The following is a 20747-nucleotide window of genomic DNA, read 5'->3' as shown; positions in this document are numbered from 1 at the left end:
CACGAGTCCTTATTTCAGCGACAGGGACATGCCCTGCATAAAGTACTTACGGAATAAGATAAATAGCACGACGATCGGGATAGTCTGGAGCACGGCACCGGCGATCACTGGCCCCACATAGACGCCATAGGATTTACTGAAGGTGGCCAGCAACACTGACAGCGGCATTTTGTTTTCGTCCTGGATAACGATCAGTGGCCACAGGAAGTTGTCCCAGGTACCGACGAAGGTGAACAGCGCGACGATGGCGATAATTGCCTTGTTCAGCGGCATCATCAGGTAGATCATAATTTGCCACAGGCTGGCGTTATCGATCTTGGCCGCATGAATATAGTCGTTAGGCGTACCTTGAAAGCTTTGTGAAATCATAAAGATCCCCCAGGCGCTCATCAGGAACGGCACAATCATGGCGCTGTAAGTGTTTAACAGCCCCAGCTCCCGTACCAAAACGAATTGCGGGATGATAAACATAAATGCCGGGAACACCATTTGTAAAAACAGCAGGTTTTTAAATAATCGTTGGCCGGTAAACTGCATTTTAGCCAGCGCAAAACCGATAAACATCGAACTGAGGGTAACCGCTACCGTCACCGTAGTAGAAATAAACAACGAGTTAAGCAAGGTTTTTAAAAAGGGTTTCTCTACCCGCCCGGTGCTTTCAAACAGAAAACGATAGTTATCGAGTGAATAAGCCCCTTCAAACATCCCGCTGGTATAAATATCGGCGGTTGGTTTAAAGGAGGAAAGCACCATCCAGATATAAGGGTACAGCCACGAGAGCGCCAAAAAGAACATAACCAGATGAATAATCAGGCTGTTGATAGATTTTTTCATTTAAACGATTTCCACCTTTCTTTCCAGCAGCTTTCTGACGATCAGGATCAGGGTGAAGCTAATCAGTGCGATAAAAATAGACATGGTGGCTGCCCAGCTGGGTTGCATTTTCATGAATGCGGCCTCATACATCACGATCATCGGCGTCGTGGTGCTGTTTAATGGGCCACCGCCGGTAATCAGATAGGGTTCGGTAAAGATCGCAAAAGAGACCGTAATGGCTAATACCAGCACCATAATCAATTGCGGGTTGATCAGCGGTAATGTGATACGGAACAATCGCTTGAGCGGCCGGGTGTTATCCAGTTCCGCTGCCGAGTAAATTTCTTTGGGGATGCTGTTCAGACCAGAAAAGAGTATCAGCCCGTAATAGCCGACAAACTTCCAGGTCACCACCAGCGAGATGGACAACATGGCGAAGTCCGGGCTGGTGAGCCAGGGCAGAGAAAAGCCGAACCATTCATTCAGAAAGGTGTTCAACGGCCCATTCTGGCTAAAGATCTTGGAGAATACGATGGAATAGGCCACGCCGGAAGAGACGTTGGCTAATAAAAAACTCAGGCCAACAAAGGTTCTGCCATACTTCAATTTCTGTAAGCCAAACGCAAACAGTAGCGAAGAAATGAATACGACCGGCAGGTAGTACATTAAAAAACGCAGTACGTTTAACATCGATTTCCAGAACAACGGATCTTGCAGCACCATAATAAAGTTTTGCACGCCGTTGAACGAAGGAATGCCCACAAAACGCCATTCAGTCAGCGATAACACTGCGAGCCAAACAAAGGGGTACAGCCAGAATATACTGGTATATCCCAGATAGGAGGCCGCCAGAATACCGCCTACATGTTTATCTTTAAGCTTTGGAAAAATCATAACTAACGGCCACCCTCAGATGAAGCATAAAACGAGAAATCAATAAGATGTAGTAATTAGGGCTTTAACAGCGCGTTCACCTCCTGCGCGGATTGCCGCAAAGCTTCATCCGGCGTCACGGTTTTAAACACGGTTTTCTCCAGCATTTGCGTCATACTGCGTTGAATTTCCACCGTTTCACTGCTGGATGCAGGCGGTATTGCCACGTTGACATATTTGGCGTAGGCAGCAGCGTAAGGGTTATCCTGGTAATATTGGGTAAACAGTGGGTTGGTAAGCAAATCCGCTCTGGCCGGTGGCATACCCGTCAGTTCAACCCAGCGCTTATCGAACTTGGGCTGGCTGAACACCCACTGGATAAACTCCCACGCTTCGGGTTTGACCTTGGAATGGCTGAACAGGACCAGCCCTTTACCATCGGCAAAGGTGTAAGGCATTTCCTGTTTATCTTTGACCAGCATCGGGCCAATCTTTATCTGCTTGAGGATTTCCGGATACTGTTGCTGATAGCGGCTGATATCCCAGGGGCCGCGCACTGCGCCCATAACTTTGCCTGTCACCAATGGGTCATCCTGGCCAAAGTCGTAGACCGTCCATTTTTTTTCAAACAGCGTATTTAAGAAACCGATGACGTCGCGCCCAGCCTGGTTGTCATAGGTGGCTTGCTTGTCGGCGATATAAGGCTTACCGCCACTCTGAGCGTAATAGAGGGCGATAAAATCAAACCAGCGGTCCCACCAGTTGCGGCCAGATGTAGCTTGCACCGCATAACGTTGGTTCTCGATGGTATATTTTTCACTGAGGGCGTATACCTCGTCATAGGTTTTCGGGATACCGCTAAAGCCCTGTTCCACTAATAAATCGCCGCGCCACCAGAACAGCACCGGATTCATGTAAATCGGCAGAATGTAATTTTTGCCGTTATAGCCCCAGTTCTTCATGATATCGCCCATCTGCCGGGCATGAATTAAGGATTCATAGCCATCGAGCGAGGAGAGATCGACGATTTGGCCCAAATCAGCCAGCTGAGTACCGAAGCCGGTGAAAATATTCTCCGAAATATCCGGTGCGCGGTCAGAGGCTATGGCGTTCATGATCGCCTCTTCTGAGCTGCCAGCCGCCGGGATGGTGGAAAAGACCACTTTCTTTTTGTCGGCTTGTTGATTCCATTCGCCAACGACTTCGCTCCAGAATGCTTCCTGGACGTTATTTGGTGCGATCCACAGGGTTATTTCCTGTTTTTCATTATCACCCGACACCGCTTTGTCATCACAGCCCGTAAGCACTATGCAACTGGCGGCAATCGCCAGAGAGAGCAGGGTATGGTTGATTTTCTTTAGCATGGCTTGATTACCTGTGAACTATTCGTCAGTAGGAAGAAAGGCTGGTAGGCCAATTTTTAACGTTAAAATAGCAGCGAAGATGCAGGGATTCTGTGAGTGCTCTCACATCTCATTATTTTTATTTTAACGTTAAAATGGTGACGTGCGTTGCAATTTTAACGTTAAAAGTGAGGTAACATACCTTTCCTGGTGGTGAGGACCAATCATTTCCTACGGCGGATTGGGATATAGTATGGGCAACTTGGTAACTTTATCTTCCCGGAGCTTTTGACATGACCACTGGTAAAAAACGCGAAACACTTAAAACCATTGCTGAGGCGCTAAACGTTACGCATACCACCGTCTCGAATGTGTTTAATCGGCCCGAAAAGGTCTCCCCAGAACTGCGAGAGAAAATTTTAGCCTACGCAGAATCCATTAATTACCATGGCCCGACAGGGGCCGGGCGCTTTTTACGTACCGGTAAGAGCGGTACGCTTGGGGTCATTTTTAACGATAATTTGAGTTATGTTTTCTCCGATCGTCATGACATTGCGTTGATGCGTGGCATTGCCGAGGAGTGTGAGAAGAATGGAATTAACATCGCGCTGATGCCACTAAGAGTGAATAACGAATTTAAAAAACGCATGCTAAGCGCCGTCGTCGATGGCTATATTTTAAATGCCACCTATAGCAATGATGAGATTGTGCAGGCGGCATTAACCAGCGGCTTGCCGGTGGTCACCACCGATATCAAACTGCAGGACTTCACCTGTGTTTCCATTGATGACGCTGCCGCTATGAAGGCCATTTGCCAGCATCTGCTGGCGGCTGGGCATAAAAAATTCGGCATTGTCGCTTTCCCGGTGAAAAAGCAAGCAGGCGTGCTGTCATCACTGGCTGAATTCTCCAGCGAATTTGACAACGGCGTCGCCTTTGGGCGTGTTAGCGCATGCATCAAGGCGCTGTCCGATGCCGGTATTGATTTAACCACCAGCCACGTTGTGGAACAACTGCATGACGAAGCCGGGGGAGAAGAGGCGGCCAAGGTACTGCTTACCCGCGAACCGGGTATTTCGGCCATCATCTGTCTGTCCGATCGCTTTGCCTTCGGCGTTTACCACTACTGCCAGAGTCAGCATATTACGGTTCCTGGACAGATTGCGATCACCGGGTTTGACGATATTGATATTCAGGATCCACCGATCGCGCTGACCACCATCCGCCAACCTATTGTCGCCAAAGGGCGTCATGCCGCCCGGGCGTTGATTGCGGGGCAAATAACCGAAGATATCTTTCTCGATTATGAACTTATTGTCCGGGATTCGGCATAACCACATGGAAAGGAAATGGAAAAGTTAACCTGTTTTAAAGCTTACGATATTCGGGGCAAGTTGGGTACGGAACTCAATGAAGAGATCGCCTGGCGCATTGGCCGGGCTTACTGCCAGTGGCTAAAGCCACAGAAAGTGGTGGTAGGTGGAGATGCTCGGGCAACTAGTGCCGCTTTGAAGCAGGCGCTGGCAGAAGGGCTGATGAGTGGCGGGGCCGATGTGATTGATATCGGCATGGTGGGCACCGAAGAAGTTTACTTTGCCACCCGCTTTTATGGCGTCGATGGCGGCATTCAGGTTACCGCCAGCCATAATCCGATTGACTACAACGGCATGAAGCTGGTTAAACAGGATTCTCGGCCCGTCAGCGGGGATAACGGACTGTATGATATCCAGCAACTGGCCCATGAAAATCAATTTACGCCGTCAGCCACCCCTGGGCAGCTTTCCGTTCAGTCTAACCGTGAACACTACATTGAGCACTTATTAAGCTACATCAATCCTGGCGTGTTAACGCCGATGAAGATTGTGGTCAATGCTGGCAACGGCGCAGCGGGCCCGACTCTGGATGCGCTCGAAGCGGCAATGGCAAAACGCCAGCTACCGATCCGCATGATTAAAATCAACCATCAGCCAGATAGCACTTTTCCAAACGGGATCCCAAATCCTATGCTGCCTGAGAACCAGGACGTCACTCGCCAGGCGGTGCTTGAGCACCAGGCGGATTTAGGTATTGCCTGGGATGGGGATTTTGATCGCTGCTTTTTCTTCGATCATCTAGGCAACTTTATTGAAGGTTATTACATTGTCGGCTTACTGGCGGAAACGTTCCTGCGTGCTGACAACAGCGGTATAATCATCCACGACCCTAGACTGGTCTGGAATACCCAAGCGATTGTGCAGGCGCTGAATGGCACCGCGATCGAATCAAAGACGGGCCATGCATTTATCAAAGACACCATGCGCCAGCATGATGCCGTTTACGGTGGCGAAATGAGTGCCCACCACTATTTCCGCAATTTTGGTTACTGTGATAGCGGTATGATCCCCTGGCTGCTGGTGATCGAATTACTGTCGCGCAAGGCAACATCGCTATTTTCCTTGATTGAAGCCAGCAAAGCGCACTTCCCTGTTTCGGGGGAACTAAACTTTACCGTTGAGGATACTGATGCCAGCATCCGGCAAATCAAACAGTTTTATGCCGATAACGTGCTGCGGAGCACGGCAACTGACGGCCTGAGCATGGAGTTTGATCACTGGCGCTTTAACCTGCGCGCCTCCAATACTGAACCCCTGCTACGGTTAAATATTGAAACCCGCGGGGATATTCAGTTGTTGGAGCAAAAAATCACGCAGTTGACCAAACTTATTCAATTTATTACCGATTAGTCATCGCCTGCGGCGATAAAGTTATAGTCAAACGGCTTATTCTTTGGCGTTTATCTTTGCCGTAATTTAACGCCTGTAGATATCATGGTTAATTAAAGTTATCCGTGGATAAGCTGAATAGATGACAGCGCAATGTTGGAGCAGATAATGGCGAGCGTTTCTCTCAAAAATGTCGAAAAGTCTTACGGAAATATCAAAACGATTAATAGCGTAAACCTTGAGGTTGCCTCCAGGGAGTTTATTGTGCTGGTCGGCCCTTCTGGTTGTGGAAAGTCTACGTTACTCAGAATGATTGCTGGCCTCGAAGAAGTTAGCGGGGGTGAAATAAAGATAGATAATAAGGACGTTACCCATATGAATGCCGGGGAGCGTGGCGTATCGATGGTGTTCCAGTCTTATGCTCTGTATCCCCATATGACCGTGCGTGAAAATCTGGCGTTTGGTTTGAAAAACATAAAAACGCCGAAGCCGGAGATCGCCGCGCGGATCGCCAATGCGTCCGCGATCTTGCAACTTGATAATTACCTGGAACGTTTGCCACAGCACTTATCCGGCGGCCAGCGCCAGCGTGTTGCGATCGGGCGTTCGATAGTCAGCTGCGCTAACGTGTTTTTGTTTGATGAACCGTTATCCAACCTCGATGCCGCGTTGCGTATCCAGATGCGGCAGGAGATCGGCAAACTGCATGACAATCTAGGAAAAACCACCATCTATGTGACCCACGATCAAACGGAAGCCATGACGCTGGCCGATCGGATCGTCATTTTGAACCAGGGAAGAATAGAGCAGGTGGGAACGCCGGAAGAGGTCTATAACCATCCGGCCAATATCTTTGTCGCCGGATTTATTGGCGCGCCGAAAATCAATCTGTTTGCCGTCACCTATGAACATAGCGGACGGGTGAAAATCAATGGGCACAGCTTTTTTATTCCGCAGCTGGCGAATGCTGATTTGGCAGCAGGCACGGCATTGACATTAGGTATCCGGCCCGAACATTTCTCTTTAAGCGATAGTGCCGAGCTCTGCCTGAAGGTGAAAAACGAGCTCACCGAAATGCACGGTGACTCCACGGTGGTGTTGCTTGGCTCTAGGCAATACGGCACCTTACAAATGAAGGTTCCTTATCAGCTGAAGCTTGCCACCGGTGAAGAGGTAAGTATCGGTACCTCCTGCGATAATATTCTGGTGTTTGATGAGCACGGTAAGGCGATACGTGACGTTTAGCTAAAGGTAGCGGTGATCCCCGCAGTAGCGCGGGGATCGACGTGCGCTACTTGGCTGCGGCTTCCTCTGCCTTTAGTATTTTGTGTAACTCATCCTTGATATGTAGCTTCTCTTTTTTCAAGCGGACTACCTCGTCAGAGTAGCCGTTGCCTGCCGGTCCTTCTAACCTGGAGATTTGGTGGTCGAGTTGGTTGTGCTTATCAAACAATGACTGGAAGCGGGGGTGGCTTGATTTCAGGTGCGATATTAACTCACGGTATTCTGGAAACATACTCAAGCTCCTTTGAGTCAAACTGTACACTGGAGGGCTTCTCCACTTTCACTGTAACCCAGCGTGGATTTATTTAAAATGGCGCTAGCTAGCAAAAATAGATCCTGCTGTGCAGATTGATGACAGCGTGGCAATGTTGCTGAATGGGGATGGGCGCCGCATACTGCGCCCGCTTAGCTTTCTACGTGATTTTGCCAAATACCCGTGCGTAACGTTGCCGGAGAGAACTCAACGTTTCTGCCGCGCCAGCCCAGCGCCTGGCGAAAACGCCACGCACTGGTGATATCAAACCGCCAGTAGCGCTCGGCACCTTCGACGGCTGCATTTTCTGCCTGCCATAAAATCTGGGTTTTCCCCTGCAAATGCAGAATGTCCCCGTGTGTAAAATCGATAAACAGTAGTGCAGCCCGTGGCTGAGCCAACAGATTACCCAGCGTGTTCATATAGCGGTTACCGCGAAAATCCGGCATCCACAGGGTTTCACCAGCCAGATGGATGAACCCCGGTTTACCACCGCGATGCGAGATATCCACGCCACCTTGCGCTAAATCACCGTGAGCATAGCTGGCCACAAAGCAGGTATCCGCCTGTTGGATCAGCTGCCGGGCCTGATCGTCTAACGAACTCAACTGCTCAATGGGATCAGCAACGCTCGGCTCGGCGAATAGCTCTCGCCGTTGAATGTACTGCGGGCAGTTGCCAAAGCTTTGTTGCACCGCAATCTCCACGCGGTTTTTGTCCGTGCGGCTAATGACGCCGTTAACCCGGTTGCGCCTGCGGTTACTGAAATCTAATCCTAATGCGCCGACGGGCTGGCCGGGATAGAGTGCTGCCTGAGCAGGATCGTCCGCACGGCGTGGCGAAACGATCCGCAAATGTGTTTCATCCGGCGATCGCAAAAAACCGGCGGGGCCACTGAACAACGTAGCAACCGGCCACTGCCGCTCATCCAGAGTAGCAACAAACAGGTAGGGCAGATGAGCGAAGAACTCGCGATGTTGCTCAGGCATGGCGGTGTAGATATTCCCGCTCACCGCATCAAAACCGGCCAGAACCTGAGCCAACTGCTCATCGGGGTGAAACATGGAGGAAGACATGTTATTGGCCTACAGCCTGGTCAGGCAGGGGTAACGCAGGCATACGGAAGAACCCAGGCAGAGCGGCAATACGATCTAACCAACGCTGGATTGCCGCGAAGGTCTTGAGGGAAAGCCCACCTTCTGGGGCGACCGCCACGTAGCTGTAACAGGCCAGATCGGCAATCGTCGGCAAAGACGTTGCCAAAAACTCGCGTTCTGCCAAGTGTTGCTCTAACTGGGCTAAAAAGCGTGCGCTGATGGCTTGTGCAGACTGGTAGTTCTCTGGCGCAGAAAATTGCACCACCATCCGGCAAGATGCGGGGCCATAGCGCACCTCTCCGGCCGCTTTGGAAAGCCAGGCTTGCACCTGGGCGGCCGCCAACGGATCTTCTGGCAACCAGTGGCTATCTGGCGCATAGCGTTTCACCAGGTACACCATGATGGCGTTGCTGTCGGTCAATACCTGCCCATCGGCCAATAATACCGGGATCTGCCCAATGGGATTAAGCCGCAGGAACGCCTCGCTTTGGCGCACCGTTGCTGGGGCTTCGCAATACTCATAAGGCAGCTCGAGCATCCGCAGCAGCAGCTCGACGCGGTGGCAATGGCCAGAGGCCGGGGTGCCGTACAGTTTCAACGTTTGCATAGTGAGTCTCCTTATATAGTCTTCCTGATCAGAATACTCTTGCGCCAGATGATGGGTATCCGGGAAGATGGCAATTGATAATTTCACTTGGCGGAATAGTCTATGGATCGTTTGGATGAGTTGGCGATTTTTGTGGCGGTGATCCAACAAGGGAGTTTGGCCGGTGCGGCCCGCAAGCTGCGCCGTTCCGCTCCGGCGGTGACCCGAGCTATCGCTTCTTTGGAGCAGCGGTTTGGTGCGCGGTTGGTGGAACGCACGACCCGGCGTCTGGCACCCACGGAGGCCGGGTTGCGCTTAGCCGAACGCGCGCGTGCTCTGTTGCATGACTATCAAGACGCGGTAATGGATACCGCAGAGGCTCAACTGAGCGGGTTGCTGCGTATTACTTCGCCGGTGCAGTTCGGGCGCAAGCACGTGGCACCGATGGTGATGGCTTTTCTCGAACGTTACCCGCAAATCCAGATCGACATGCAGTTAAATGACCGCAATCTGGAGCTGATCGATGAAGGGCTGGACGTGGCGGTGCGCATCGGGCATTTACAAGATTCCTCCAAGGTGGCGCGTAAGCTCGGAGAGGTGACACGCGTCACCGTGGCTAGCCCAGCCTATCTGGCGCAACGCGGGGAGCTGCTGGAACCGGCGCAGTTGAGCGATCATGACACTATTGTCGGCACTCTACGTCCGACGTCAGGAGAATGGCGCTTTGGGCCTAACGAAAACGGTGAGCGAGTACGTTTGACGCCGCGCTTGTTGTTGAACGAGGTGGAAACTCAACTGTTGGCAGTGCGGGCAGGAAAGGGGATTGCCCGGCTACTGTCTTATCAGGTGGCGGACGATCTGGCCAATGGTACGCTGGTGCGGTTGTTGGCCGCCTACGAGCCCCTGCCATTGCCGGTGCAACTGGTGGCGAATAACGTGCAATACATGCCGCTGAAGGTGCGCACCTTTTGGGATTACGCCTATCAGCACCTTAGCCAAATTGCGCAAATACAACCAGATAATTGAGATACCTTAATTATATGGCAATGGCATCTCCCCCTCACCCCAACCCTCTCCCCGAAGGAGAGGGGGCCGTGCAGTGTTGTTGTTGCGTACGGGGTAGGGCTGAGGCACGTTAAACACCTATGCAATTTACCCAATTTATTTTCGAGTTTCATGGATGAAACTTTAAAATAACGGCGAAAATGTTTAACCAGTGAAACTTATTGCCGGAAAAAATAAATTTATATCGCCGATCACGCATTGCCGCATCAGCTATCTTGACAATATTTTAACATGTTGCTAATAGTTAACTCACATCTTAAATAATAAACAAAGTTTAATATATGAAACTTCTAGCGGGCAGTTACGATAACGCAACGACGGTGGCTGATGAAAACGAGATCCTGCTCTCATTTCAATCCCGCAGTCAGCGAGTTTACCAACAGCAACGTCATGAGTTGAATATGGCTTATGGGGATGCGCCGCGTGAAGTTTTTGACTGGCTTTATTCAACTGAAGAATATAAAGGCACGATAATATTTATTCACGGCGGCTATTGGCAATTTTGTGATAAACAGGATTTTGCCTTTATTGCCAGTACGCCATTGTCATTGGGTTTTGATGTGGTGCTGGTGGAATATACCTTGGCACCGGCGGCTAATCTGGCTGATATTTGTCAGCAAATTGGGGTAGCGCTGGATGTCATCGAGCGGCGGCTGAAGCCGCGTGGCGATAAGCCGGTTTATCTCACTGGTCATTCTGCCGGTGGACATTTGGCGGCATATTGGCAACACCATCCGCTGGTGCAGGCGGTGTTTCCCATCAGCGGTATTTTTGAGTTGCAGCCGCTGCTGGCGAGCTACGTAAACCAACAGCTAAAGCTGACCAGCCAGCAGATAGAGGCCTTAAGCCCGGCGCGTAATATACCGCTATCTTTGAAGCCCATGGTGCTATTTTACGGCGCGGCGGAACTGCCGGAGCTGATTGGGCAATCGCTTTATTATTATTCCGCATTGCGGGAGCAGGGGCTGCCGGTTAGCCGATATGCGCTCCCCGGTGCCAATCATTACAGCGTGCTGGATGCGGTATTTGCTGCCGATGGCGCCCTGCACCGTTTCCTGCTTACCGATGGAGAGTACCTTGATGCGCACAGTCATTGAAACCGGCCTGCCGGAGATTGGGCAACCTTTTTCCTGGGCGACCAAAGGTGGAGGGATGTTATTCACCGCCCATGGCCCGGTCCGCCAGGATGGCACTATTGAAACCGGCGACCCGGAAAAACAAATCACGCTGACGTTTGATAATTTAGCCACCACACTGAAGGCTGCCAATAGCCATAGCGATAATGTATTACAGGTTATTGTTTATCTTACCGATGTTAATGACGTTAAGTTGCTCGATCAAATCTACAAACAGTATTTTAATTATCCATATCCCAACCGCTCAACGGTGATTGTTGATAAATTGGTGGTGCCAGGGATGAAAATAGAAATTACCGTTAGCGCTGTCGCTTAATTAACAATTAAATTTAAATATTAAATACCCTATGAATTTCAAGTTACAGCTAGGCGACAAGTGCGTGTGTCCCCGGGAGCTTACTTAAGTAAGTGACCGGGGCTCACGCACGCAGATAACAACGCTGTAGCTTGAAAGGCGACGGGTATTCACCTGCTGATTCATTACATAATGAGTTAAGGATAATCTATGTTCGCACATATTACCCCGTCAACGCCCGATCCTATTATGTCTCTGATGGAAGCCTATATGCAGGATGCTAATCCGCAAAAGGTTAATTTGGGTATCGGTCTGTATTACGATCATCAGGGTAATATTCCCCTGATGCAGGCCGTACATATTGCCGAACAGCGTTTACTGGAACAACAACGGCCACATACTTACCCGCCAATCGAAGGTTCTGCACTGTTTGCCCGCCAGATCCAGACGCTGCTGTTTGGTGAACCGGTGGACCGTATTGCCACGGTACAAAGCGTGGGCGGCTCTGGCGCACTAAAGTTGGGTGCCGATTTTATCTATCACTATCTGGCACGTCGCGAAATCTGGGTTTCCGATCCTACCTGGGCCAACCACTGGGCGATCTTCGAAGGGGCTGGCTTGAAGGTGAATACCTACCCGTATTTTGACGATGCGTCTGGTCAACTGCGTTTTGAAGCCATGCTCGACACGCTCTCTGCCTTGCCGGAAGGGGCGGTGGTGCTACTGCATCCTTGCTGCCATAACCCCACTGGCACCGATCTCAGCCCATCACAATGGCAGGCAGTGATCGAGGTGGTGCAACGGCGTCGGCTGCTGCCTTTCTTTGACATCGCGTATCAAGGCTTTGGCGATGGGCTGGATGAAGACTGCTTCGCGCTGCGGGCGATGTTGAAAACCGATGTGGATTTTCTGGTCAGCAACTCTTTTTCCAAGAACGTGGCGCTGTATGGCCAGCGTTTAGGGGGGCTATCGGTGCGCTGTGCTACGGCCGAGGCGGCGGTGAACGTGAAAGGCGCATTGAAGACGCTGATCCGCCGCAGTTATTCCTGCCCGCCGACTCACGGCAGCCAGATTGTGGAAACCCTGCTGGCAGACCCACAGCTATATCAACAGTGGGCCAGTGAATTGACCACCATGCGCCAACGCATCAAACAGATGCGCGTTGGCCTGGCTGCTGGCCTGGAGCAGGGCGGTACCACGCTGGACTACACCCGCATTCGCGATCAAAAGGGCATGTTCAGCTACACCGGGTTGAATGAACGCCAGCTCGGCCAACTGCGGCAGCAATATTCCATTTATCTGGTGGCGCCTGGCAGGATGTGCCTGCCTGGCCTGAACCAGCAAAACCTGGACTATGTGACCGCCGCCATCCTTGACGTTACCCGTACCGCATAGAAAAGGTGAGCAACCATGAAAGACGCGAAACGTTTTGACGCTATCGCCCGACGGCAGGATGGGCTGAAAAAGCACCTGACCGCCGGGCAGATGTCGATGCTGGCTATCGGTGGGGCCATCGGTACCGGCTTGTTCCTGGGGAGTGCTTACGCGATCCAAATGGCTGGGCCAAGCGTACTGCTGAGCTATTTTATCGGCGGGGTGATTGCGCTGCTGCTGATGGGATGCCTGGCGGAAATGACTTCCGAGCACCCAACCCCAGGATCGTTCGGCGATTATGCCGAGTTCTATCTCAGCCCGTTGTTTGGCTTTCTGGTGCGCTATTCCTATTGGTCTTGCGTGGTGTTGGCGGTGGGCACCGAGGTGACCGCCATCGGCATGTATATGCAGTTCTGGTTCCCAGGTACGCCGATCTGGCCGTGGGTGCTGTTGTTCTCGGCGGCGGTGATCGTCGTCAACGTGGTTGGGGTCAAGTCTTTTGGCCAGGTGGAGTATGCACTTTCTACCATCAAGGTAGTGGCCATTTCGGCGTTTATCATGATTGGTATCGGCATCCTGGCGTTTTCCGCCAACCCGACCTTCGGCATCCGTAACTTCACCGACAACGGTGGCTTCTTCCCGTTCGGGGTGAAAGGCATGTGGTTTGCGGTGATCGTTTCGATATTCAGCTATCTGAGTATTGAGATGATCGCAGTTGCCGCAGGGGAAGCGAAAAACCCGGTGGTTGCCGTGAAAAGCGCCTTCAAAGGCACCATTCTGCGGCTGTTTATCTTCTATATGATGTCGATAGCGCTGATGCTGGCCATCGTGCCGTGGCGGCAGTCTGGCACCGGTGAAAGCCCGTTCCTGGTGGCGATGAACGTGATCCATCTGCCTGCCGCCGCCGGGATCTTTAACTTTGTGGTACTGATTGCTGCACTGTCTGCCATGAACAGCCAGCTGTATATCACCACCCGCATGATGTTTTCACTGTCCCGTGCCGGGCAGGCACCGGCGGCGCTGGGGCGGCTCAGCAAACGGGGTATTCCGGTCAACGCGCTGGCGCTCTCTTGCGTGGGGATTATTGTCTCTATCGTGCTGAGTATTGCCGCTCCAGAGAAATCGTTCGCGGTGATGATGTCGATCTCGGTGTACGGTGCCTGTTTCACCTGGCTGATGATCTTTGTTACCCACCTGTTCTTCCGCCGCCAGCATACGCAGACGCACCTCAAGTTCCGCATGTGGGGTTATCCTTACTTTACCTTGGCGGGGGCGCTCCTGATGGCCGGTTTGATGATAACCACGTTGTTCACGGACTTCTTTAGAATGACGCTGTGGTTTGGCATTCCCTTCACCGCGCTGCTAGTCGCCATCTATTTCTACAGTCGACGAGGGCAGGCATCGGTTGCAGCTGAAGCACCGGTACAGAGTTTGGAGTAATGTTGACCGGGCTGCGGCCCGGCCAAGCACTAAAGCTGGCTTTTGGGGATGATGTGGTCGCCGAAGTTCAGGCGTTGGCGGCCTGGCTCTGGTTCAGTAAGAGGGGCCACTTCTCTCAGGCTGTTTTTGCAGCGTATGACCAGCTCTTGATACTGGAGTGTGCCAGTGCGTTTCCAGGCTAATTCCTGTTCAGTCAGTTCGCGGATCACCCTTGCCGGGCTGCCGATCACCAGTTGGTTGGCGGCAATCTCCGCGGCGGCCTTGACGAAGGCACCCGCGCCGACAATGGAGTTCTCACCAATGACCGCACCGTCCATGATGACGGCATTCATGCCGATCATCGCGTTACGGCGCACGCGGCAACCGTGCAGTATGGCGCTGTGGCCGATATGCCCATCTTGTTCCACCACCGTGTCCTGCAGCGGGAAGCCGTGCATCACGCAATTATCCTGCACGTTGGCACCGTCTTCGACCACAATGCGCCCAAAGTCGCCACGCAGGCTGGCATTGGGGCCGATGTAGACGCCTTTGCCGATAATCACGTCGCCAATCAGTACCGCAGTGGGGTGAACATAGCTGCTGGGATCGACCACCGGCGTCAAGCCGTCAATCTGATACACGGGCATAGCGCAAACTCCTCAAAATGTAGTGGGATCGCGCGGCAGTCCGCCAAAGCGGCGATAGTAACCGGCACTGGGTGCAGGTAAGGTGCCGATGGAGGTTTCTGCCAAAGCGCTGACATATTCCGTTGCGGCGCGATCCACTCGCTGATAGATATTGATGCACAGGTTGCGGGCGATTTGGCCTTCCCATTGAGCGGGTAACAGGGCATCTGGCAGCAGAGGATCTTTCAACACCACGCGGCGGAAAAAGTGGATTAATAATAGCTTAATCTGAAAGCATCGCAGGGGCGTCAGTTCCTGCTCGTCGGCTTCGCGCAGTAAGGCCATCAACGGGCGGAAGGAGACGATAAACTCATGGTAGTAACCGGCCACCTCGCTCAACGACCAGCAGTTAGCGACCATTTGCCGCAGCGTCTGTTCGGAACGGTTATAGGGATAGTCGGCACGGAAGTAGATCACCTGTTCACTAGCGTTGAGCTCGCCAAGCAGGGCGGTGACGTCGGTTTGCGCATGGGTGGGCGCGGCCATCAGGTTGTTGGCGATCTGGCCAAAGCCCAGCCAGCCCAGCTCTTTTTTCAGCCGTGCACGCTCGGTTTTTTCCGCACTCTCCAACAGCAGTAGCTCCCACTTGCCATCCCACTGCGGCTGTTCGCTGAGGTAGATTTTGGATTCGGCATGGCGAAACTGGCGCATACCCTGTTCGGTAACGCGGTAATAGCTGCGCCGCCCAATCTTCTCTACGTCCAGCCAACCTTCTTTTTGCAAACGAAATACCGAGGTACGCACAAAGCGATCGCCGAAGCCCAGGGCTTCCAGCAGTGCGCTTAAGCTGCCCAGCCACACCTCACCGCCGCGATGGCTCAGCGCATCGCCGTAGAGTGAGATGATCAGCGAGGTGCCGCTGATCGGTTGGGCACTTAACGCATGGCGGATAAAGTCGTCCAGTTTATGTTCCATATTTTTCCCTGGGTAAGCCTTTGCTGAGACACGACATTAGCATAAACGACAAAGGCTTGCCCCTCACCCCAACCCTCTCCCACAGGGAGAGGGAGCTGGTAGCCCCTGCTCGTTTGGAAGCAAAACGATAATCTAAGCAAACTCGATCGATCCCCCCCACACATCGGGAGAGGGAGCTGATAGCCCCTGCTCGTTTGGACGTATAACGATAATCTAAGCAAACTCGATCGGTCCTTCCCACACAGGGAGAGGGAGCTGGTAGCCCCTGCTCGTTTGGAAGTAAAGTGATAATCTCAGCAAACTCGGGCTTATCTTCATCTCATCCAAGGTGAGTCACTCTAATTTCAAGCGCACTCGATCGGTCCCCTCTCCTTTTGGGAGAGGGTTAGGGTGAGGGGAAAAATCACCGTGGCCGCAGATCGATCACCCGCTGGGCCTTGCCTTCCGAGCGAGGAATATCGCCACAGTTGGCAATGCTGACATCGGTGCTGACCCCGACAATCGATTTGATATGGTGGCGCAGCTGGTGGCAGATATCGCAACGCTGCTGGTGGTTGAGCGTCAGAGCCGACTCTTTCAGCTCCACCCGTACCGCCAAGGTATCCAGATGCCCGGCACGGCTCACCTGCAGCTGATAATGCGGCGACAGATGCTCGAACTGCATAATCTGTTCTTCGACCTGTGAAGGGAATACGTTCACGCCGCGAATGATCAGCATATCGTCGGAACGGCCGGTGATTTTGCCCATCCGGCGCATGTTGCGGGCATCCCCTGGCATTAGATGGGTAAGGTCGCGCGTACGATAGCGGATCACCGGCAGTGCCTCTTTGGTCAGCGTGGTGAAAACCAGTTCGCCATGCTCGCCGTCGGCCTGTATCGCGCCCGTCTCCGGATTGATAATCTCCGGCAGGAAGTGGTCTTCCCAGATGGTCGGGCCGCCGCCGCTTTCGGCACACTCCATCGCCACGCCTGGCCCCATCACTTCGGAAAGGCCGTAGATATCCAGCGCCTTGATCCCCATGCGTGACTCGATCTCATGGCGCAGGGATTCTGACCAGGGTTCTGCACCGAACACGCCCAAACGCAGTGAGCAGTTGCGAGCATCGCCCCCCATTTTGCGTTCCAGCTCGTCGATCAGCGTCAGGCAGTAGGAAGGGGTCACCATGATCACGTCGGGTTTGAAATCCAGGATCAACTGCACCTGCTTCTCCGTCTGGCCGCCGGACACCGGGATCACCGTCGCACCCAGGCGTTCTGCGCCATAGTGCGCGCCCAGCCCGCCGGTAAACAGGCCGTAACCGTAGGCAACGTGGATTTTGTCTTTGGCCGTGGCCCCGGCAGAGCGCAGGCAGCGGGCGACAATATCGGCCCAGTTATCGATATCCCGCTGGGTATAACCTACTACCGTTGGGCGACCTGTGGTGCCAGATGAAGCATGAATGCGTACCACCTGTTCCATCGGCACGGCAAAGGTGTCGAACGGGTAGTTGTCACGCAGATCCTGTTTGGTGGTGTAGGGGAACAACGCCAGATCGCTCAGTTGCTTCAGATCGCTCGGGTGAACGCCGGCCTGATCGAACTTGCGTTGATACATCGGTACGTTGTTGTAGGCATGGTGCAGGGTCCATTGCAGGCGTTCCAGCTGTAATGCTTCGATTTCGTCGCGTGAAGCAAATTCAATCGCGTCGATGGGCCGTGGATTTGTAGTCATCTTTTTAGCCTCGCAGGTGTTAGACACGCTCAATAATCATGGCAATGCCCTGACCGACGCCAATGCACATGGTGCACAGTGCGTAGCGGCCAGCGCGACGTTCCAGCTCAAACAGGGCGGCCAGCGCCAGGCGCGCACCACTCATGCCCAATGGATGGCCAAGAGCGATGGCACCTCCATTGGGATTGACCTGTTCGGCATCATCCGGCAGACCAAGCTGGCGCAACACCGCCAACGCCTGTGCGGCGAATGCTTCGTTAAGTTCAATGACGTCCATCTGCGCCAGGCTTAACCCGGCGATTTCCAGGACTTTACGGGCAGCGGGCAGCGGGCCGATCCCCATCAATCGTGGCTCCACGCCGCAGGTGGCGGTGGCGACAATGCGCGCCCGTGGCGTCAGACCTTGCTGCAACGCCATGGCTTCGGAAGCGACAATCAGCGCCGCCGCACCGTCGTTGACGCCAGAAGCATTGCCAGCGGTGATACATCCCGGCTGACGGAACGGTGTTTTCAGTTTTTGCAGTTGCTCCAGCGTGGTTTCTGCGCGTGGATGTTCGTCTTCGCTGAACTGAGTAATGACTCCTTTCTTGCCGCTGAGGCTTACCGGGATAATTTCTTGTGCCAGGATCCCCCGCTGTTGTGCCAGAGCGGTGCGCTGCTGGCTGCGCAGGGCAAAGGCATCCTGATCGGCACGGCTGATGCCAAACTGCGTCGCGACGTTTTCGGCAGTTTCCGGCATCGAGTCGGTACCGAAAGCCGCATGCATCAGCGGGTTAACAAACCGCCAGCCGATGGTGGTATCAAACATCTGTGCCTGACGGCTGAAGGCGCTGTCGGCCTTGCCCATCACCAGCGGGGCGCGGGTCATGGATTCGGCCCCTCCGGTCAGTACCAGACTGGCTTCACCGGCCTTGATACTGCGGGCCGCCATCGCCAACGCATCCAACCCCGAACCGCATAGCCGGTTGATGGTGGTGCCGGAAACGTTTTGTGGCAGCCCGGCCAGCAGCGCCGCCATACGGGCCAGATTGCGGTTGTCTTCCCCGGCCTGATTGGCGCAGCCGAGGATCACGTCATCTACCCGTGACCAGTCCACGTTGGGGTGGCGCTCCAGCAGAGCACGCAGTGGCAGAGCGGCTAAATCGTCGGCCCGCACGTTTGCCAGCGCGCCGCCGTAACGGCCAATCGGCGTGCGGACGCCATCGCAAATAAAGGCCTGATTCATGGCTGCTCTCCTAAAATGCTGTGGCCCAACCGATGGGCGCGGCCACGGAACCAGGCGACGGTTTTCCCCAGTTGGTTAACGATTTCAACGTCGTATAACCCGGTGGTTTTACCCTGATGGCGCACTTCAGCGCAGGCGGTGAGGCGATCGCCTGCCAGCGCGGGGCGGATAAAATCGATGGTGCAACCAGAAGCGACCGCCGCCAGCCCCTGACTGTTGCAGGCATAAGCAAACGCGGTATCTGCCAGGCTGAACAACTGGCCACCGTGACAGGTCTGGTGGCCATTGAGCATCTGTGGACCGACTGTCATGCTGACTTTGGCCATGCCTGCATCCACGGCATCGATGCGCATATCCATTGCCTGTGCGCAGGTATCCTGGCTAAACATCTGTTCGGCGCAGCGCTGGGCCAGCGCGCGGGGAGTTTTGGCATTCATCAGCATTTGGCTCCTGAATAATTGGCGGCATAACGGCGCAGCAGCGGCATTGGGCGATAGCGGGGTTCCGCGTAATAACGTTGCAGGTTTTCCAGCGTGGTGAGGATCTGTTGCCAGCCGAGCTTGCTGCCCCAGGCCAGCGGACCTTGCGGGTAGTTGACGCCAAACCGCATGGCATCATCGGTATCGGCAGCGTTGGCCACGCCTTTGTTCACCACGTCCAGGGCTTCATTAGCCAGCATGGCGACGGTGCGCATCACCAGCAGGCCAGGGTAGTCCGGCAGATGGATCACCTGTTTACCCAGCGATTGCAACAGGCGGATGACCTTGGCCGTGTGCGGCACCGTGTTTTGCTCGGCGCTGCTGATGGCGATAACGGGGGCGTGCTGATAGTTGACGGACAGGTCGAACAGAACCACGGGCGATCCGATTTCTTCGGCGACTTGGCTTGCTGTTTTACCATTTGTTAACATAAATGTAACTTCATCGATCTGGGCAAACGGACTGGTCTGGCCAGGATGTTTGATCGTTGCCGCATTTCCCGTCAGCAACTGTGCAAACTCGCCGATGGTCGACCAGTCGCCGTGCAACGTGACGGAATGAGGCAAGTCAGCCGTTACCGCCGAAGCAAAAGTTGCCGACGGCGCGACCTGTTCACTGCCATAACGGTAGAAACCCCGGCCACTCTTGCGGCCCAAATGCCCGGCAGCCACCAGCTCCTGCTGTACCAGCGAAGGAGTAAAGCGGCTGTCCTGATAGAAGGCGTGATAGACCGACTCGGTGACGGCATAGTTGACGTCTTGACCGATCAGATCGGTCAGTTGCAGTGGTCCCATGGCGAAACCGCCGGCATCACGCAGTACGGCGTCAAGGGTGGCCGGATCGGCAATCTGTTCTTCCAGCGCGCGCAGGGTTTCGCCGTAGAAAGGCCGGGCTACGCGGTTGACGATAAAGCCTGGCGTAGAACGACACACGACGCTGTGCTTACCCCAATGTTGAGCCAAGGCTTGCAGGTTGCTCAGCGTTTCCGGGCTGGTTTCCAAACCACCGACGATCTCCACCAGTTTCATTAACGGAGCCGGGTTGAAGAAGTGTAGGCCCGCCATGCGCTGCGGGTGCTGAAGCGCGCTGGCGATGGCGGTAATAGAGAGTGATGAGGTATTGCTGGCAAACAGCGTATCGGTAGAGCATATCGCCTCCAGATCGCGAAACAGGCTCTGTTTGATCGCCAGCTTTTCCGCCACCGCTTCGATTACCAGGCTGCAGTCGGCCAGATCGCTCAACGAACTGGCCAACTGAATATGACCCAGCAGGGTTTCGGTGCTGTGGGTATCGGCTTTACCTGTCTCGACCCGCTTGCGCAGGCGTTGCCCGAGCTGTTCCAGCGCGCGGGAGGCGGCGGGCAAGGCAATATCGAACAGCTTGACCCGGTGTCCTGCTGCAGCGGCCACCTGGGCAATGCCAATCCCCATGGTTCCGGCACCAATTACGGCGACCGGCGCAGAAGTTATCGCCATCTTCTCGTTCATG

20 protein-coding genes are annotated in these 20747 nt (G+C 53.8%); 8 read left to right on the top strand and 12 right to left on the bottom strand.

From position 1 onward, the window contains the following. Positions 1-9: 9 nt before the first annotated feature. Genes D9980_RS10245 through D9980_RS10235 form a run of 3 tightly spaced genes read right to left on the bottom strand, consistent with a single transcriptional unit; the run spans position 10 to position 3053 of the window. The gene (locus D9980_RS10245) at positions 10-834 is read right to left on the bottom strand and encodes a carbohydrate ABC transporter permease (RefSeq protein WP_071680937.1); all 825 of its coding nucleotides are present in this window, start codon (positions 832-834) and stop codon (positions 10-12) included. Next, positions 835-1710 (bottom strand): carbohydrate ABC transporter permease, encoded by an 876-nt coding sequence (locus D9980_RS10240; protein WP_065683319.1) that lies wholly within the window; start codon positions 1708-1710, stop codon positions 835-837. It abuts the gene before it with no gap. A gap of 56 nt (positions 1711-1766) precedes the next feature. Beyond that, positions 1767-3053: an ABC transporter substrate-binding protein gene (locus D9980_RS10235; protein WP_065683320.1), complete on the bottom strand. Its 1287-nt coding sequence runs from the start codon at positions 3051-3053 to the stop codon at positions 1767-1769. A gap of 272 nt (positions 3054-3325) precedes the next feature. Between D9980_RS10235 and D9980_RS10230 the strand changes: the two genes are divergently transcribed. The 3 genes from D9980_RS10230 to D9980_RS10220 all read left to right on the top strand — a co-directional run bounded on the left by D9980_RS10230 (position 3326) and on the right by D9980_RS10220 (position 6979). Beyond that, positions 3326-4366 (top strand): LacI family DNA-binding transcriptional regulator, encoded by a 1041-nt coding sequence (locus tag D9980_RS10230; protein WP_121607209.1) that lies wholly within the window; start codon positions 3326-3328, stop codon positions 4364-4366. Between the two features lie 15 nt (positions 4367-4381). Next, positions 4382-5755 carry a phosphomannomutase CpsG gene (locus tag D9980_RS10225; protein WP_121607208.1) on the top strand — a complete coding sequence of 458 codons (1374 nt, stop codon included), beginning with the start codon at positions 4382-4384 and terminating at the stop codon, positions 5753-5755. Between the two features lie 147 nt (positions 5756-5902). Further along, positions 5903-6979 carry an ABC transporter ATP-binding protein gene (locus D9980_RS10220; RefSeq protein ID WP_046808342.1) on the top strand — a complete coding sequence of 359 codons (1077 nt, stop codon included), beginning with the start codon at positions 5903-5905 and terminating at the stop codon, positions 6977-6979. Positions 6980-7025: 46 nt separating this feature from the next. Here D9980_RS10220 and D9980_RS10215 read toward each other — a convergent pair whose 3' ends face one another. From D9980_RS10215 to D9980_RS10205, 3 genes are all read right to left on the bottom strand, one after another. Beyond that, positions 7026-7250: a YdcH family protein gene (locus D9980_RS10215; RefSeq protein WP_021180872.1), complete on the bottom strand. Its 225-nt coding sequence runs from the start codon at positions 7248-7250 to the stop codon at positions 7026-7028. Between the two features lie 173 nt (positions 7251-7423). After that, positions 7424-8347 carry a pyridoxamine 5'-phosphate oxidase family protein gene (locus tag D9980_RS10210; RefSeq protein WP_121607207.1) on the bottom strand — a complete coding sequence of 308 codons (924 nt, stop codon included), beginning with the start codon at positions 8345-8347 and terminating at the stop codon, positions 7424-7426. A 1-nt stretch (position 8348) separates the two neighbouring features. After that, positions 8349-8975 (bottom strand): glutathione S-transferase family protein, encoded by a 627-nt coding sequence (locus D9980_RS10205; RefSeq protein ID WP_121607206.1) that lies wholly within the window; start codon positions 8973-8975, stop codon positions 8349-8351. A gap of 102 nt (positions 8976-9077) precedes the next feature. On the opposite strand from D9980_RS10205, the gene D9980_RS10200 reads away from it, so the two are divergent. The 5 genes from D9980_RS10200 (at position 9078) to D9980_RS10180 (ending at position 14264) form a co-directional block, all read left to right on the top strand. Further along, positions 9078-9980: a LysR family transcriptional regulator gene (locus D9980_RS10200; protein ID WP_121607205.1), complete on the top strand. Its 903-nt coding sequence runs from the start codon at positions 9078-9080 to the stop codon at positions 9978-9980. 320 nt (positions 9981-10300) lie between these two features. Further along, positions 10301-11116 (top strand): alpha/beta hydrolase, encoded by an 816-nt coding sequence (locus D9980_RS10195; protein ID WP_121607204.1) that lies wholly within the window; start codon positions 10301-10303, stop codon positions 11114-11116. Further along, a complete protein-coding gene (locus D9980_RS10190) occupies positions 11100-11471 on the top strand; it encodes a RidA family protein (RefSeq protein ID WP_121607203.1) in 372 nt (123 codons plus the stop codon). The genes D9980_RS10195 and D9980_RS10190 overlap by 17 nt, the downstream gene beginning before the upstream one ends. A 189-nt stretch (positions 11472-11660) precedes the next feature. Next, positions 11661-12845, top strand: a complete 1185-nt coding sequence (locus D9980_RS10185; protein ID WP_121607202.1) for an amino acid aminotransferase — start codon at positions 11661-11663, stop codon at positions 12843-12845. A gap of 15 nt (positions 12846-12860) precedes the next feature. Then, positions 12861-14264 (top strand): amino acid permease, encoded by a 1404-nt coding sequence (locus tag D9980_RS10180; RefSeq protein WP_121607201.1) that lies wholly within the window; start codon positions 12861-12863, stop codon positions 14262-14264. Positions 14265-14293: 29 nt separating this feature from the next. Here the strand turns inward: D9980_RS10180 and paaY are convergent, their stop codons facing one another. From paaY to D9980_RS10150, 6 genes are all read right to left on the bottom strand, one after another. Further along, positions 14294-14890, bottom strand: coding sequence for a phenylacetic acid degradation protein PaaY (paaY, locus tag D9980_RS10175; protein ID WP_121607200.1), 597 nt, complete (start codon positions 14888-14890; stop codon positions 14294-14296). Positions 14891-14902: 12 nt separating this feature from the next. Then, on the bottom strand, positions 14903-15844 hold the full coding sequence (gene paaX / locus D9980_RS10170) for a phenylacetic acid degradation operon negative regulatory protein PaaX (protein WP_071680927.1): 942 nt from the start codon (positions 15842-15844) through the stop codon (positions 14903-14905). A gap of 403 nt (positions 15845-16247) precedes the next feature. Beyond that, entirely contained in the window at positions 16248-17555 is a 1308-nt protein-coding gene (gene paaK, locus D9980_RS10165; protein WP_024485594.1) for a phenylacetate--CoA ligase PaaK, read from the bottom strand. A 19-nt stretch (positions 17556-17574) separates the two neighbouring features. Beyond that, positions 17575-18780: a 3-oxoadipyl-CoA thiolase gene (gene pcaF, locus D9980_RS10160; RefSeq protein WP_121607199.1), complete on the bottom strand. Its 1206-nt coding sequence runs from the start codon at positions 18778-18780 to the stop codon at positions 17575-17577. Continuing rightward, positions 18777-19217 carry a hydroxyphenylacetyl-CoA thioesterase PaaI gene (gene paaI, locus D9980_RS10155; protein ID WP_121608996.1) on the bottom strand — a complete coding sequence of 147 codons (441 nt, stop codon included), beginning with the start codon at positions 19215-19217 and terminating at the stop codon, positions 18777-18779. Before paaI ends, pcaF begins: the two co-directional genes overlap by 4 nt. Beyond that, a complete protein-coding gene (locus tag D9980_RS10150) occupies positions 19217-20746 on the bottom strand; it encodes a 3-hydroxyacyl-CoA dehydrogenase (RefSeq protein ID WP_370454307.1) in 1530 nt (509 codons plus the stop codon). The genes paaI and D9980_RS10150 overlap by 1 nt, the downstream gene beginning before the upstream one ends. Position 20747 lies beyond the last annotated feature (1 nt).

Origin of the sequence: Serratia sp. 3ACOL1, assembly GCF_003668775.1 — a bacterium.
Classification (GTDB): Bacteria; Pseudomonadota; Gammaproteobacteria; order Enterobacterales; family Enterobacteriaceae; genus Chania; species Chania fonticola.
This window is presented reverse-complemented; position numbering and strand designations above follow the sequence as displayed.